The sequence below is a fragment of the Ruegeria sp. AE3 genome, from assembly GCF_056542225.1.
Window position 1 is genome coordinate 234,722 of record NZ_JBQFZL010000003.1, and the last position, 14,002, is coordinate 248,723.

General features: G+C 59.2%; 14 protein-coding genes and 1 tRNA gene. 12 read left to right on the forward strand and 3 right to left on the reverse strand.

Going from position 1 to position 14,002, the window contains the following annotated elements; translation table 11 throughout:
- Nucleotides 1–177: 177 nt before the first annotated feature.
- From ACR0NZ_RS09840 to ACR0NZ_RS09895, 12 genes are all read left to right on the forward strand, one after another.
- Complete coding sequence (locus ACR0NZ_RS09840) at nucleotides 178–489, forward strand: ETC complex I subunit (protein WP_480518575.1); 312 nt, start codon at nucleotides 178–180, stop codon at nucleotides 487–489.
- On the forward strand, nucleotides 490–966 hold the full coding sequence (locus ACR0NZ_RS09845; protein WP_480518577.1) for a GNAT family N-acetyltransferase: 477 nt from the start codon (nucleotides 490–492) through the stop codon (nucleotides 964–966).
- Nucleotides 967–987: 21 nt separating this feature from the next.
- Nucleotides 988–1,064 (forward strand) — tRNA-Arg (locus ACR0NZ_RS09850).
- Between the two features lie 386 nt (nucleotides 1,065–1,450).
- Nucleotides 1,451–2,464, forward strand: a complete 1,014-nt coding sequence (gene iolG, locus ACR0NZ_RS09855; protein WP_480518578.1) for an inositol 2-dehydrogenase — start codon at nucleotides 1,451–1,453, stop codon at nucleotides 2,462–2,464.
- Between the two features lie 124 nt (nucleotides 2,465–2,588).
- Nucleotides 2,589–3,509, forward strand: a complete 921-nt coding sequence (locus ACR0NZ_RS09860) for a sugar ABC transporter substrate-binding protein (protein WP_267364100.1) — start codon at nucleotides 2,589–2,591, stop codon at nucleotides 3,507–3,509.
- Nucleotides 3,510–3,577: 68 nt separating this feature from the next.
- On the forward strand, nucleotides 3,578–4,684 hold the full coding sequence (locus ACR0NZ_RS09865) for an ABC transporter permease (protein WP_480475272.1): 1,107 nt from the start codon (nucleotides 3,578–3,580) through the stop codon (nucleotides 4,682–4,684).
- 1 nt (nucleotide 4,685) lies between these two features.
- On the forward strand, nucleotides 4,686–5,507 hold the full coding sequence (locus ACR0NZ_RS09870; RefSeq protein WP_480475274.1) for an ATP-binding cassette domain-containing protein: 822 nt from the start codon (nucleotides 4,686–4,688) through the stop codon (nucleotides 5,505–5,507).
- A gap of 151 nt (nucleotides 5,508–5,658) precedes the next feature.
- Entirely contained in the window at nucleotides 5,659–7,491 is a 1,833-nt protein-coding gene (gene iolD, locus ACR0NZ_RS09875; RefSeq protein WP_480518580.1) for a 3D-(3,5/4)-trihydroxycyclohexane-1,2-dione acylhydrolase (decyclizing), read from the forward strand.
- Nucleotides 7,488–8,387 carry a myo-inosose-2 dehydratase gene (gene iolE / locus ACR0NZ_RS09880; RefSeq protein WP_480518582.1) on the forward strand — a complete coding sequence of 300 codons (900 nt, stop codon included), beginning with the start codon at nucleotides 7,488–7,490 and terminating at the stop codon, nucleotides 8,385–8,387. The genes iolD and iolE overlap by 4 nt, the downstream gene beginning before the upstream one ends.
- Before the next feature lie 47 nt (nucleotides 8,388–8,434).
- Entirely contained in the window at nucleotides 8,435–9,616 is a 1,182-nt protein-coding gene (locus tag ACR0NZ_RS09885; protein ID WP_480518584.1) for a phytanoyl-CoA dioxygenase family protein, read from the forward strand.
- A gap of 48 nt (nucleotides 9,617–9,664) precedes the next feature.
- On the forward strand, nucleotides 9,665–10,471 hold the full coding sequence (iolB, locus tag ACR0NZ_RS09890) for a 5-deoxy-glucuronate isomerase (protein WP_480518586.1): 807 nt from the start codon (nucleotides 9,665–9,667) through the stop codon (nucleotides 10,469–10,471).
- The gene (locus ACR0NZ_RS09895) at nucleotides 10,468–11,226 is read left to right on the forward strand and encodes an SDR family NAD(P)-dependent oxidoreductase (RefSeq protein WP_480518589.1); all 759 of its coding nucleotides are present in this window, start codon (nucleotides 10,468–10,470) and stop codon (nucleotides 11,224–11,226) included. The genes iolB and ACR0NZ_RS09895 overlap by 4 nt, the downstream gene beginning before the upstream one ends.
- Before the next feature lie 15 nt (nucleotides 11,227–11,241).
- Here the strand turns inward: ACR0NZ_RS09895 and ACR0NZ_RS09900 are convergent, their stop codons facing one another.
- Genes ACR0NZ_RS09900 through iolC form a run of 3 tightly spaced genes read right to left on the reverse strand, consistent with a single transcriptional unit; the run spans nucleotide 11,242 to nucleotide 13,904 of the window.
- Nucleotides 11,242–12,081, reverse strand: coding sequence for a class II fructose-bisphosphate aldolase (locus ACR0NZ_RS09900; RefSeq protein ID WP_480518591.1), 840 nt, complete (start codon nucleotides 12,079–12,081; stop codon nucleotides 11,242–11,244).
- A complete protein-coding gene (locus tag ACR0NZ_RS09905) occupies nucleotides 12,078–12,914 on the reverse strand; it encodes a 5-deoxy-glucuronate isomerase (protein ID WP_480518593.1) in 837 nt (278 codons plus the stop codon). The genes ACR0NZ_RS09900 and ACR0NZ_RS09905 overlap by 4 nt, the downstream gene beginning before the upstream one ends.
- A 9-nt stretch (nucleotides 12,915–12,923) precedes the next feature.
- Nucleotides 12,924–13,904: a 5-dehydro-2-deoxygluconokinase gene (gene iolC / locus ACR0NZ_RS09910; protein WP_480518594.1), complete on the reverse strand. Its 981-nt coding sequence runs from the start codon at nucleotides 13,902–13,904 to the stop codon at nucleotides 12,924–12,926.
- Between the last annotated feature and the right edge of the window lie 98 nt (nucleotides 13,905–14,002).

The window sequence follows — 14,002 nt, forward strand, 5'->3', positions numbered from 1 at the left end:
GACTGTGCGGGAGTGAGATGGTGTAATGTTCTTGCATTTGTTTGGCGCGATCCTATCCCAGCCTGATGACAGTTTCTGGCATGAGTTCGCGGGCGAGGGCCGCGACAATTGCAATCTTGCCCCCGGGCGCGCTCTGACGCATAAACAGGCTCAGCCAAGTGAGTACGGAGAGGCGACATGCGCGCACGGATTTACCAGCCCGCAAGAAATGCGATGACCTCGGGGATGGCCAAGACCCGCAAATGGGTTCTGGAATACGCCCCGGCCTCGGCGCGCGAGGTTGATCCGCTGATGGGCTGGACGTCGTCCAGCGACACGCAGGCTCAGGTGCGCCTGAAGTTCGACACGAGGGAAGAGGCGCTGGATTATGCCAAGGCCCACGGTATCGATGCTGAGGTCAGCGAGCCGCACAAGCGCAAACCCAATCTGCGTGCGCGGGGCTATGGCGAGAATTTCGCAACCGACCGGCGTGCCCCCTGGACGCACTGAATGATCGAAATCCGCGAGGCTGACCCGACATCGGACGTATTACGCCCGATTGTCGAGGCGCATTTTGCCCATGGCGAAACTGCGGGACCTGCGGAAAGCAACCACACGATGGACGCCGAAGCATTGGCTGGCCCGGGGGTGCGATTCTGGGCCATTTTTGACGGACAGCAGCCATTGGGATGCGGTGCGCTGAAAGCGCTGCCCGATGGAACCGCCGAAGTGAAATCGGTGCATATTCTGGCGCAGGCAAGAGGGCGCGGGCTGGCGCACGTGCTGATGACGCATCTGGCTGAACAGGCTGGCGCAGAGGGGTGCGAGGCTTTGGTTCTTGAGACCGGGGCGAGCCATCTTCGCGAATATGATGCCGCCCGCAAGCTGTATGAGTCGCTGGGCTATTCCTATTGCGGGCCAATCTTTGGGTATGTTGACGATCCCAACAGCGCATTCATGCGCTTGCCTCTTGAACCCCGCGGGTAAAAACCGCAAGAAGGGCGCAGCGGTCCCTTAGCTCAACTGGATAGAGCAGCTGACTTCTAATCAGCAGGTTGAGGGTTCGAGTCCTTCAGGGATCGCCATTGTCAAACCAGATCAATACCGGACATGCGCCTGCTTTGGTCGGCGCGATGTGATCTTGTGGCTGTTTGGTGTGGTATGAGGGGCTGGACGAGGGGGTCATGCCAGCCCCTCTAAGGGGTCACAGAGTGGTAGTATGTGTTCCTTAAGTACAATCTAACGTGATTCACCGGGCGGCGATATTGGGGGATTCCCGTAGGCTGGCATTTGCGCGGAAAATGCGTGTCGGTCGGGGTAATCCTGTTGAGATCAGACCGGGTTTTTGCGCGGTATTCGCGTTGAGGCTGCGGGAGCCGCTGGCAAAACCGGGGGCGATGCAAAAAATATATTGCAACCGGTTGCAAAGAAAATCATTGTTACGCACAACAACAAGATTCGGGAGAGCTGCATGTTGAGGGTCGGATTGCTGGGTGCCGGGCGTATTGGGCGTGTTCATGCGCAGGCCATATCTTCCCATCCGGGGAGCAGGTTGTGTGCCGTATCCGATGCGCTGCCCGAAGCGGCGAACAACCTCGCGGATGAATATGGGGCCGAGGCACGCAGTTCAGAAGAAATAATCGCTGATCCCGAAATTGACGCGGTTCTGATTGCAACGCCGACGGATACGCATTCCGACCTGATCGAGGCGGCCACGGGCGCTGGCAAAGCCGTTCTGTGCGAAAAGCCCGTCGATCTGAGCCTTCAGAGGGCGCAAGACTGTCTGACAGCCGTCGCGGGGCGCGGCAAACCTGTCATGATCGGGTTTAACCGGCGGTTCGATCCTAATTTTGCAGCTTTGAAGGCCGGTTTGGACGCAGGTGAAATCGGCAAGGCCGAACTGTTGTCGATCACGTCATTTGACCCGGCACCGCCTCCGGTCAGCTATGTAAAAGTGTCCGGAGGACTGTTTCGGGACATGATGATCCACGATTTTGACATGGCGAACTTTCTGATGGGGGATGTGCCTCAGACCGTCACGGCGGTGGGATCGTCGCTTGTGGATGCGGAGATCGGCGCGGCAGGCGATGTGGATACGGCTGTGGTCACAATGACTTACGCAGACGGCCGGATTGGGGTCATCAAGAACTCGCGCCGGGCTGCCTATGGCTATGATCAGCGGGTCGAGGTGCTGGGCTCGGAAGGGTTGTTGCAGGCGCATAACATGCTGGAAAACACCGTCGTGAAATCGACGGCAGATGGCGTAGTGGGCGCAAAACCGACTTATTTCTTTCTGGAACGCTACATGCCGGCCTATCGCGTGGAATGGGCCGCATTTGTTGATGCCGTCAGCGGCGGTTCCGACGTTCCCGTCACGTTGCAGGATGGTGTGGCGGCGCTGGCGATGGCCGAGGCCGCGACCCTGTCAGCGAAGACGGGAAAGCCCGTCCGGATGGAGGAAATTTTGAAACCGGTTGCAAAATGACCAAAATTCTTCAAACTAACAACAGCTCGGCCCTGCGCCGCAGCCACTGAGATTCGGCACAGCCGGATGATTGGGGCCGGTACCCCAACAGAAGATCAGACTGAACCAATGGGAGGAAACTGAAATGAAGAAATTCGTTAAAGGTGCACTTGCCGCGGGGGCACTGGCCCTGGCTACGCCCGCTCTTGCGCAGGACATCGTGGTCGTATCGCATGGCCAGGCCAATGACGCATTCTGGAACGTCGTGAAGAACGGTGTTGAACAGGCTGGCAAGGATGTCGGTGTGAATGTGGAATACCGCGCGCCGGAAACCTTCGACATGGTGGCCATGTCGCAGCTGATCGACGCTGCGGTGAACCAGGAACCTGATGGCCTGATCGTTTCGATCCCGGATGCGGATGCGCTTGGCCCGTCAATCGAACGTGCCGTTGCCGCTGGAATCCCGGTGATCTCGATCAACTCGGGATCGGATGTGTCGAAACAGCTGGGTGCGTTGCTGCACGTGGGTCAGGACGAGTTTGACGCTGGGAAAGCTGCAGGTGAACAACTGGCTTCGATGGGAGGTAAAACCGCGATCTGCGTGAACCACGAAGTGGGCAACGTTGCGCTGGACCTGCGTTGCGCAGGTTTCGCGGAAGGCTTTGGCGGTAATGTCGAAGTTCTGCCAACCTCGAATGACCCGTCGGAAATCGAGTCGAAGGTCTCGGCTGCTCTGGCTGCAAACGAAGCCGTCGATACGGTCATGGCGCTGGGTGCAAGCTCGGCCGGTGAGCCGACTGTTGCCGCTGTCAAAGCGTCGGGCCGTGATGTGAATGTTGCATCCTTCGACCTGTCGGCCAACTTCCTGCAATCGATTGCGGATGGCGACGCGGCCTTTGCCATTGACCAGCAGCAGTATCTGCAAGGGTATCTGTCGGTGAACTTCATGGGCCTGCACGCCAAATACGGCCTGATGCCCGGTGGCAACGTTCCTTCGGGTCCGAACCTGATCACTCAGGACAAGGCCGCGCAGGTGATCGAGCTGTCCGCGCAGGGCATCCGCTGATCCATACCGCAACCTGAACTAAACGGGGCGGCGCGGTGGCGCCGCTCCCACCCAAGTGGGAGGAAACGATGAGTGACTCAGCGCAAATCGCCGGGGACGAAAGGGTCAAGAAAGAACCTTTCATGACCAAGCTCATGAAACGGCCCGAACTCGGTGCGATGGCCGGTGTCGTTCTGGTGGTCATCTTCTTTGCCATCACAGCAGACGATTCGATGTTTACCCTGGCCGGGGTCATGAACTTCATGACACCTGCGGCACAGCTGGGCATTCTAGCAATCGGTGCGGCCCTTCTGATGATCGGTGGTGAGTTTGATCTGTCCATCGGATCGATGGTGGCGTTTGCGGGCCTGTTCTTCGGCGTCTGCGTGGTGACATGGCATCTGCCACTGATCATTGCGATCCCCATGACATTTGTATTCGCGGCATTCGTCGGAGCAGTGAACGGCAATATCGTCATAAGATCTGGCCTGCCGTCCTTTATCGTGACGCTGGCTTTCCTGTTCATTCTGCGTGGCTTGTCCCTTGTTGGCCTCAAAGCGGCGACCGGAGGGTCGACCCAGTTGCGCGGTGTGCGTGACGTGGTTGAAAACGACTGGCTGGCGCCGTTCTTTTCGGGCGAAGCCTTTGGCAGCCTGTTTGCCTGGCTGGCGGCCAATGGCATGATTGACACTTTCAAAAGCGGAGCACCCAAGGTGCCCGGCGTTCCGGTCGAAATCCTGTGGTTCATCGTGCTGGCATTGGCCGCCACCTATGTGTTGCTGCGAACCCCGGCGGGGAACTGGATTTTCGCGGCGGGCGGTGACAGCACTGCGGCATCGAATTCCGGTGTTCCCGTGAGCAAGATCAAGGTGTCTCTGTTCATGCTGACCGCCTGTTGCGCTGCATTGGTAGCCATCATTACGGTGATCGACGCGGGCTCGACCGACGCACGGCGTGGTTTCCAGAAAGAATTCGAGGCGATCATCGCTGCCGTGATCGGGGGCTGTCTGCTGACGGGCGGATATGGCTCGGCCATCGGGGCGTTCTTTGGTTCGATCATCTTTGGCATGGTTGTCATCGGACTGACCTATACGGATTTCGATCAGGACTGGTTCCAGGTGTTCCTGGGCGCGATGCTGCTGATTGCCGTTCTGTTCAACAACGCGATCCGCAAACGCGTAACCGGGGAGCGCTGATATGACCGAAGATACCAAGTTCCACCATGGCGATGCGGCAGGCGATCAGGCCCCCATCGTGGAAATGAAGGATATCGAGAAGCACTTTGGCAACATCATCGCATTGGCGGGCGTCAGTTTCGACGTCAAACCGGGTGAATGCCACTGCCTGCTGGGCGATAACGGCGCGGGCAAGTCGACCTTCATCAAGACCATGTCCGGGGTACATAAACCCACCAAGGGCGAGATCTTTTTCGAGGGCAAACCGCTGCATTTTGACACTCCGCGGGATGCGATGGAGGCAGGCATTGCGACCGTGTTTCAGGATCTGGCGATGATCCCGTTGATGAGCGTCACGCGCAACTTTTTCATGGGGCGCGAGCCGACCAAGGGTAAGGGTCTGCTGAAACGGTTCGATGTTGAACACGCGAATGAGGTCTGCATGGAAGAGATGCGCAAGATGGGCATCAACCTGCGCGGGCCGGATCAGGCTGTTGGCACCTTGTCTGGGGGGGAACGGCAGACCGTTGCCATTGCCCGCGCCGTGTATTTTGGTGCCAAGATCCTGATCTTGGACGAGCCGACCTCGGCCCTTGGTGTGCGCCAGACTTCGAACGTTCTGGCCACCATCGACAAGGTACGCAGTCAGGGCGTCGGCGTGGTTTTCATCAGCCACAACGTGCGTCACGCGCTGGCGGTGGGTGACAGGTTCACCGTTTTGAACCGGGGCAAGACGCTGGGCACAGCAACGCGTGGCGAGATCACGCCAGAGCAGTTGCAGGACCTGATGGCAGGCGGTCAGGAAATGGCCGAGCTAGAAGGATCGCTGGGCGGTACGGTTTAAAGTACAGAACTTGGATGCCCCAATGGGGCATCCATCGGGCGGTGGCACGTGACGCCCCACTTTTTTCAGGCTTTGATACAAAAGCTGGCACCTTCGCAAATGACAAAACCCGCAGGTCGCCAAAGGCGGAGCTGAGTTGAAAGGGATCATGATGAGCAAGACAGTCCGATTGACTGCGGCGCAGGCTCTGGTGCGCTATCTGGGCGCGCAGATGAACGAGGCCGGAGAGCCCTTTATCGCAGGTGTCTGGGCGATTTTCGGCCATGGCAACGTGGCCGGTCTGGGCGAGGCGCTGCACGGTGTGAAAGACAGCCTGCCCACCTATCGCGGTCACAATGAACAGACCATGGCGCATTGCGCGATTGCTTATGCCAAGCAGTTGGGGCGCAGGCGGGCGATGGCGGTCACTTCGTCCATCGGGCCGGGGGCCACCAACATGGTCACCGCTGCTGCTCTGGCCCATGTGAACCGCCTGCCGGTTTTGTTGCTGCCCGGTGACGTGTTTGCCACGCGTGGTCCCGACCCGGTTTTGCAGCAACCCGAAGTGTTTTCGGACGGAACCATCAGCGCGAATGACTGTTTCAGACCGGTCAGCCGCTATTTCGACCGCATCACCCGGCCGGAGCACCTGTTGACGGCGCTGCCGCGCGCCTTCCGCACGATGACGGACCCGGCGGATTGCGGTCCGGTGACGCTGGCCTTTTGTCAGGATGTGCAGGCCGAGGCTTATGACTATCCCGAAAGCTTTTTTGAGCCGCGCGTCTGGTATCAGCGCCGAATTCGTCCGGATGAGGGTGAACTGACACGGGCCGTGGCCGCGATTAAAGCAGCCAAGCGCCCTGTGATCGTGGCCGGGGGCGGTGTGCATTATTCGGACGCGACCGCCGCTTTGCAGCGCTTTGCCGAGGCGCACAACGTGCCGGTGGCCGAGACGCAGGCTGGTAAATCCGCGCTGGCCTGGGATCACCCGCTGAACCTTGGTCCGATTGGCGTCACCGGCGGTGAGCCTGCCAACGATATCTGCGCCGAGGCGGATCTGGTGCTGGGCGTCGGCACCCGTTTTCAGGATTTCACCACCGGGTCTTGGGGATTGTTCGCGAACCCAGAGCGGGAATTGATCAGCCTGAACACCGCCGCCTATGACGCGGCAAAGCACGGCGCGATGCCGCTGCAGTCTGACGCCCGCGTTGGGCTGGGTGAACTGAGCGACGCGTTGGGCGGTTACCGCGCGCCTGATATGCCTGCAACGCTGAAGTCGGAATGGTTTGCCAAGGTCGACGCATTGACCGACGCGCCCGCAGACAGCAATGCGCTGCCCACGGATATGCAGGTGATTGGTGCCGTGCAGCGGGCGGCCAATGAAAACACCGTTGCCATGTGTGCCGCGGGCACGATGCCGGGTGAGTTGCACAAGCTGTGGAAGGCACCGCGCTCCGGTGCCTATCATATGGAATATGGCTTCAGCTGCATGGGGTATGAGATCGCCGGTGCGATGGGCATCAAGATGGCCCAGCCCGACCGCGACGTGATCTGCTTTACCGGCGACGGTACTTACATGATGGCGAACTCGGAAATGGCGACGGCGGCGATGATGGGGATTTCGTTCACCGTTGTGGTCACCGACAATCGCGGCTTTGGCTGCATCAACCGTTTGCAGATGGGAACCGGCGGGGCCGAGTTTAACAACCTGCTGGATCACGCAATCGGCGGCGAAAATTCGGTGATCGACTTTGCCAAACATGCCGAAGCAATGGGGGCGACCGCGCTCAAGGTCAGCTCGATCACCGAGCTTGAGGAGACACTGGCCAAGCGAAGTGACATCAAAGGCCCCTATGTGGTGGTGATCGACACCGATCCCTACCCATCGACCGAATATGGCGGAACGTGGTGGGAAGTGGCGGTGCCCGAGGTCAGCATCCGTCCGGAAGTAAACGAAAAACGTGCGGCCTATGAGGTCGCCATCAAGGAAAGAAACACGAAATGAGCGTGAAGATCGGTATCTCTCCGATTGCCTGGCAGAATGACGATCTGCCAGACCTGACCGCAGCCTACACGATGGAGCAGGCGCTGAAAGAAGCGCGCGAGATCGGCTATACCGGTGTTGAACGGGGCCAGCGGATGCCCGGCGACACCGAAGGGTTGCGCGCCTATCTGGACGCAAACGACATCGCGCTGTGTGGCGGTTGGTGTTCGGGCAGTACTCTGGTCAATGACCTTGAGGCCGAGATCGCCATCGTGCGCGAGCAGGTGGAACAATTTGTTGCGCTGAACAGCCCCTGCATTGTTTACGCCGAGTGTTCAAATACCGTTCAGGGGCAGATCGGAACACCGGTCAATGACCGCCCGAAGCTGTCCAAAGACGAGGTTCTGGCCTATGCGGGCAAGCTGACCGAGCTTGCCAAATGGATGGCAGATCAGGGTATGCCGGTGGCCTATCACCATCATATGGGCACGATCATCGAAAGCGAAGAGGATGTGAACTGGCTGATGCAAGGTTCAGGCCCCGAGCTGAAGCTGTGTTTCGATACGGGTCACTTGCTGTTTGGCGGTGGCGACGTGATGGCCACGCTGAACCGTTGGGGCGACCGGGTGCATCACGTGCATTTCAAGGACATCCGCCCAGACATCGTGCAGGACACGCGCGAGAACAATCGCAGCTTTCTGGATGCCGTAATTGCCGGCGCATTCACCGTGCCGGGTGATGGCTGCATCGACTTTCAGGCCGTAGCCAACGCGTTGAAAGCAATGGATTACAGCGGCTGGATCGTGGTCGAGGCAGAGCAGGACCCCGCCAAGGCGCCGCCCTATGAGTACTCCAAATTGGGCTATGACCACATCGTCGAGGTTTGCGGCAAGGCAGGGTTGGAGATCACCGTTTAATCACCGCCCCTCGGGGCAACACCGAAGCCATGAAAGAGGAGTTTGTCATGGTACATCAAGACCTTGGATATGTCGGCTATTTTGACCGGGAATCCTGTGATCTGGATGAATTCAAGGTGTTGACTTCGCAAAACCTGACAACCGGTGCGGTTCCTCATGCCGCATCGGTGCAAAAGAACGTTCCGATCTATGATATGCACGCTCTGCGCCCGGCGCTGGAGAAGGCAGATCAAAGAAAAGCGCTGCTGGCGGAATGGGCAGGCGTGTTGGACAAATCTGCGGGTGTGATCGTTCTAAAAGGCGCATTTGCGGATACGTCCGTGATCGACCGGGCGACGGCTGTGTTCCAGCAGATCATCGTGGAAGAACGTCAGGGCGGGGCCGGAGAAGGCGACCACTTCGCGGCCTCGGGCGCGAATGACCGCATATGGAACGCATTGCAGAAACAGTGCTTGCGCGACCCCGAGGGCTTTGCACTCTATTTCGGGAATGTGGCCATTGCAGCGGCTTGCGAGGCGTGGCTGGGGCCGAACTATCAAATGACCGCGCAAATCAATCAGGTGCGCCCCGGCGGCAAGGCACAGCAGGCGCATCGGGATTACCATCTGGGCTTTCAAACCGCCGACAGCGCCGCCCGGTATCCGGCCCATGCCCATCTGGTGACGGCCTCGCTGACCTTGCAAGGCGCGGTTGCGCATTGTGACATGCCCGTGGAAAGCGGCCCAACCAAACTGTTGCCGTTTTCGCAGCTTTACGCGCCGGGATATCTGGCCTTTCACGATGCGGCACACCGGGCGTTTTTTGAAGAGAACTACATTCAGTTGCCCCTTGCGAAGGGGGATGCGGTGTTCTTCAACCCGGCGCTGTTCCACGCTGCCGGGGAAAACAGCAGTACGGATATTCAGCGGATGGCGAACCTGTTGCAGGTCTCATCCGCTTTTGGCCGCGCGATGGAGATGGTTGACCGGCAGTCTATGTCGCAGGCGGTGTTTCCGTCGCTGGTCGCCCTGAAACAACGGGGGGCGCTGAGTGCGGCAGAGCTGAATGCCGCTATTGCCGCAACGGCTGAGGGCTATCCGTTCCCGACCAATCTGGACACCGACCCGCCGATTGGTGGCAACGCGCCCGAAAGCCAGGCCGACATATTGCACAGGGCCGTATCGGAAGGGTGGGCCGAGGCTCAGCTGTCTGCCGCGCTTTTGGCCCTGCAAGCACGGCAAGCGGCCTGAGGGCAATACAGGCGGGCCGTTTAGGCCCGCCCAATAAGGAGAACAAGAATGGCAGATCTGCTGAAGAAGCCTATTGGAACCCGTGGCAAAGTACATGACATCACCCCGGACAGTGCCGGATGGCGATATGTAGGTTTTGGGCTCTATCATCTGCAAGCGGGCGACCGGGCGGCCGAGGCGACAGGAGACCGCGAAGTCATTCTGGTGATGGTCGAAGGCAAGGCGCGGATCACCGGGGCCGGGCAGGACTGGGGCGTGTTGGGCGGTCGGATGAAAGTGTTCGAAAAGACACCGCCGCATAGCCTGTATCTGCCCAACGGAACCGAGTGGGAGGCTGTGGCGGAAACCGACTGCGTTGTGGCGGTGTGCTCGGCCCCGAGCAAGGGCGGCCACAAAGCGCGCCGGATTGGGCCGGATGGCATCACCCTGACCGAACGCGGCAAGGGCGTGAATACGCGATATATCAACAATATCGCGATGGAGAACGAGGATTATGCCGACAGTCTGCTGGTGACCGAGGTCTTTACGCCCAATGGGCACTGGTCCTCTTACCCCAGTCATCGACATGATGAGGATGATTTTCCCCGCATCACCTATCTGGAAGAGACGTATTATCACCGCCTCAACCCGGCCAACGGGTTCGGAATTCAGCGGGTCTATACCGATGATGGCCAGTTGGATGAGACGATGGCTGTCTCCGATGGCGATGTTGTGACTGTTCCGCGCGGCCATCACCCTTGCGGCGCGCCCTATGGGTTTGAGATGTATTACCTGAACGTCATGGCGGGCCCCCTGCGCAAATGGCGGTTTGCCCTGGCCCCTGAGGTCGAATGGATCATGGAGCGTGACGGATGAGCCAAGACTTCGCCAATTACCCTAGCCTTGCGGGCAAAACGGTTATCATCACGGGCGGGGCCGGGGGAATTGGTGCGGAAACCGTTCGCGCCTTTGCCGCGCAAGGGGCGAAGGTCGGGTTTCTGGATATCAATGCGGATGCGGGCCTTGCTCTGCTTGCGGAACTGGACGGTGAACACGCCTTTGCGCAATGTGACCTGCGCGATATCGAAGGGATGCGGGCCGCGCTGGAGCAACTGGTCGAGGAGTTGGGCGAGGCGGATGTGCTGGTCAACAACGCCGCCCAGGATGACCGTCACGACTGGCGCGAGGTGACGCCGGACTATTGGGATGAGCGGATGGCGACCAATATCCGCCATATGTTCTTTGCCATTCAGGCTGTGGCCCCGGGTATGATCGCCAAGGGCTCAGGTTCGATCATCAATATCGGATCGAATTCCTGGTGGGAGGCCGGGGCAGGTTTTCCGGCCTATGCCACCGCCAAATCGGCGGTGCATGGCCTGACCCGCACCATGGCGCGCGAATTGGGCGATCACCGCATTCGTGTGAACACGGTGGTGCCGGGCTGGATCATGACCGAGCGCCAGAAGAACCTCTGGGTCACGCCCGAAGCGCTGGCCAAACAGGTCGACCGCCAATGCCTGCCCGATCCGATTGAGCCTGTCTATGTCGCGCGCATGGTGCTGTTTCTGGCCTCGGATGACGCTGCCATGTGCAGCGCGGGCAACTTCATGGTCGAGGGGGGGTCGATCTGAGGACGAAAGCGCGCGTCAACGTTGCGGCGGCGCGCCAAAGGCACGGATGACCATGCGCGCGGCGGCTTCGACCGGATCGTGGGTTTCTTTCAGGATGGTCACGCGGTCAAACCGTTCGGGATCGCGATTGACAGCGTCTCGCAGGGCATTGCCGAAGGCCATGCGCAGCTCGGTCCCGATGTTGAACTTGCAGATTGAGGTTTCGCGGGCCAACTTCATACGCTGATCTACCGGCACACCCGATCCGCCATGAATGACCAGAGGCACTGTGGTCAAGGCGTCGATCTCGGCGATGCGGGCTTCGTCCAGACCGCCTTCCTTGTTTTGTTGCAGGTGGACGTTGCCGACCGATATCGCCATGGCATCCACACCGCTTTCACGTGCGAACTGGGCGGCTTCTGCCGGGTCGGTGCCGTTTGATCCTTCACCGCCCGAGTACCCGACAAAACCAATCTCGCCTTCGCAGGAAATCCCTGCCGCATGGGCCATCTCGGCAATTGCGGCGGTTTCATCGATGTTTTGCTGCAGGGGTTTGCGCGACCCGTCGAACATCAGGGACGTAAAACCGCTGTCGAGCGCGATCTTGCAGTCTTCGAACGTATAGCCGTGATCCAGATGCGCAACGACCGGAACCGAAGCGTTTTCGGCGAGATGCCGGAACATCTTGCCCAGTACAGGCAGCGGAGTGTGGTCGCGGCAGCTGGGTCCGGCTTGCAGGATCACGGGCGCATTCTCGGCCTCGGCCGCGGCCACATAGGCGCGCATATCTTCCCAGCCGAGTGTGACCAGCCCGCCTACGGCATAGCCCTGTTCATAAGCGGGTTGCAGGACGTCTTTCAGCGTGACGAGGGTCATTTGAATTTCGCAATCATGTCTTTGATGCCGGGAATGGTTTCGATCTGATAGGCATGTGTGGGCTGGAAATACTGCACCAGAGAACGCTGGGTCAGGCCGCCGAGAATGGTGAAATAATACATCTCGTACCCCGGCAAAACGCAGCAGGGGTGATAGCCCTTGTCGATGCAAACGGTCGATCCATCCACGATGTGATAGGCGTCACCCGGCTGGTTATCTTCGCGCTGCAACATCTGAAGGCCCGAGCCCCAGTTGGGCTTGAACCGGAAATTATAGGTCTCATCGTGGCGGGTTTCGTCCGGCAGGCGGTTGGTGTCATGCTTGTGGCTGGGAAAGCCCGACCAGCCGCCCTGACCGACGGTGAACAGCTCGCTCACCAATAGGCGGCCGACCTTGTCGTGGTGCTTTTGGCCAAGGATGTGTTTGATTTTGCGGTGAGTTTTGGTGTCGTCGCTGCCATATTGCACAAGGTCGTGTTCGCGCACATCGAACGGGTCCAGCACCTTGTCATATTTCGCACCGGCAATGAACACTTCGGTCGCGTCAGAAAGGCAGACCATCTGCACCTTTGCGCCGACGGGTACGTAGACGCCCTCGGGCTCGCCATCCCAGACATCTTCGCCCCGGTTGCCCAGCCTGGGGAAGGAAACGCCTTCGACATCCACATCGACGCTGCCGGTTGCAGGGACGATGCAGGTCTCGTAGCCCGGCACCCGGTATTCGAACGCCTCGCCTTTTTTCAGTTTGACGATGTTGAAATAGTTCAGCGGAACGGTCGGATCGCCGGCGTCAACGATGGGCTTGTTCTGATTGTCATGGGGCGCGATATGCATGGGATACTCCTATGTGGTCAGACCGGAGTGAGAGGCGAGGAACGCGTTCAGTTCGGGGGTCGTGGGCATAGCGGGGGCGCAGCCGGGTTTGGATACGACAATAGATGCGCAGGCGGAACCGCGCATCACCGAGTCTTTCAGCGAGTGCCCCGCCGCGATCGAAGCCAGAAGCCCTGCCATGAAACTGTCACCGGCCCCGACGGGCTTGATAGCGTCCACTGGGTAGATCCCGGTTTTGATTTCTTGCCCATCCGCCAGCGTCACGGCGCCTTTTTCGCCCATCTTGTAAATGACGACCCGGCCCGGTTTTTTGGCGAGGTCCTGTGCCTTGGCAAAGCCCTTTTCCAGACCTCCGGCCATGAAGCCGAACTCTTCATCATTGCCGACAATCAGGTCACTGGCTTCGCCCGCACGGGACAGAACGTCAGCGGCAATTTCCGGCGAAGGCCAGCTGTAGGGGCGGTAATCAACATCGAAAATGATCGGAAGACCAGCTTTGCGCGCATTTTCAAACCCTCGGAACGTGGCGCTGCGCGAGGGTTCGGATGCAAAGACGGTGCCAGCCGAAATCAAGGCCGAGAAGGATGAGTAATCAACCCTGTCCACATCCGCGTCAGTAACCTGAAAATCGACCGCTCCGTTGCGGTAGATGACATTCTGAAAGTTCTCGGTCCGGCTTTCATACAGGGCCAGAGAGGTGCGATACTCGCCCCCCAACACGCGGATATAAGAGGTATCTACCCCGTAATGTTGCAACCGGTTGAGGCAGAACCGACCAATTGCATCGTCCGAGATGGAGGTGATCAAGGATGCCTGGCTGCCCAGCTTGACCAGACCGGCACAGATATTCGCGGACGAGCCGCCAAGATCGGCATGGAACGTATCGGCCTCTTCGCTTTTGACACCGACCGGGTCTGCGTAAAGGTCCATACCCGCACGCCCCAGAACGGCAAAGCGATTTCCTTTGATGCCGTCTATCAAAGCGCTCACGTCATGTCCTCCGGCAAAGTGGGTGGGCAAAGTTTGGACCTTGCGTTGAATCGATTCACACGATACTGATTTTGCAACCGGTTGCAAACACAATGTGC

Coding starts and splice junctions, on each gene's coding strand:
- iolD (WP_480518580.1), top strand. CDS start 5,659: ATGAGCAAGACAGTCCGATTGACTGCGGCGCAGGCTCTGGTGCGCTAT.
- ACR0NZ_RS09900 (WP_480518591.1), bottom strand. CDS start 12,081: ATGACCCTCGTCACGCTGAAAGACGTCCTGCAACCCGCTTATGAACAG.
- ACR0NZ_RS09895 (WP_480518589.1), top strand. CDS start 10,468: ATGAGCCAAGACTTCGCCAATTACCCTAGCCTTGCGGGCAAAACGGTT.
- ACR0NZ_RS09860 (WP_267364100.1), top strand. CDS start 2,589: ATGAAGAAATTCGTTAAAGGTGCACTTGCCGCGGGGGCACTGGCCCTG.
- ACR0NZ_RS09840 (WP_480518575.1), top strand. CDS start 178: ATGCGCGCACGGATTTACCAGCCCGCAAGAAATGCGATGACCTCGGGG.
- ACR0NZ_RS09885 (WP_480518584.1), top strand. CDS start 8,435: ATGGTACATCAAGACCTTGGATATGTCGGCTATTTTGACCGGGAATCC.
- iolB (WP_480518586.1), top strand. CDS start 9,665: ATGGCAGATCTGCTGAAGAAGCCTATTGGAACCCGTGGCAAAGTACAT.
- iolE (WP_480518582.1), top strand. CDS start 7,488: ATGAGCGTGAAGATCGGTATCTCTCCGATTGCCTGGCAGAATGACGAT.
- ACR0NZ_RS09870 (WP_480475274.1), top strand. CDS start 4,686: ATGACCGAAGATACCAAGTTCCACCATGGCGATGCGGCAGGCGATCAG.
- ACR0NZ_RS09865 (WP_480475272.1), top strand. CDS start 3,578: ATGAGTGACTCAGCGCAAATCGCCGGGGACGAAAGGGTCAAGAAAGAA.
- ACR0NZ_RS09845 (WP_480518577.1), top strand. CDS start 490: ATGATCGAAATCCGCGAGGCTGACCCGACATCGGACGTATTACGCCCG.
- iolG (WP_480518578.1), top strand. CDS start 1,451: ATGTTGAGGGTCGGATTGCTGGGTGCCGGGCGTATTGGGCGTGTTCAT.
- ACR0NZ_RS09905 (WP_480518593.1), bottom strand. CDS start 12,914: ATGCATATCGCGCCCCATGACAATCAGAACAAGCCCATCGTTGACGCC.